We start from the raw sequence: 212 nt of genomic DNA on the forward strand, positions 1-212 counted from the left end.
CGCCACCTTCGAAAACCTGGAGTTGGGCGGCGCTGCGAAAGTGGATGTCACCGACACCATCGACGAAGTCGTGGCCAAGTTGACTGCGACCCCTTCGGTCACCGAAGGCGGCGAGATCACCTACACCATCACGCTGACCAACAAAGACGGCCTGCCGATCAACAACCATTCGGAGCTGTACTTCAAGCTGACCGATGGTACGACGGTTGTTG

Annotated in this window: 1 protein-coding gene; it reads left to right on the plus strand. The window is 58.0% G+C overall.

Annotation, left to right across the window (positions count from 1 at the left end; all coding sequences use genetic code 11):
* Window positions 1-212, plus strand: a 212-nt coding sequence (locus JOY50_RS28955; RefSeq protein WP_243056220.1) for an immunoglobulin-like domain-containing protein, incomplete at both ends; no start/stop codon positions are given.

It is taken from the genome of Pseudomonas sp. BP01 (assembly GCF_022760795.1).
Classification (GTDB): Bacteria; Pseudomonadota; Gammaproteobacteria; order Pseudomonadales; family Pseudomonadaceae; genus Aquipseudomonas; species Aquipseudomonas putida_Q.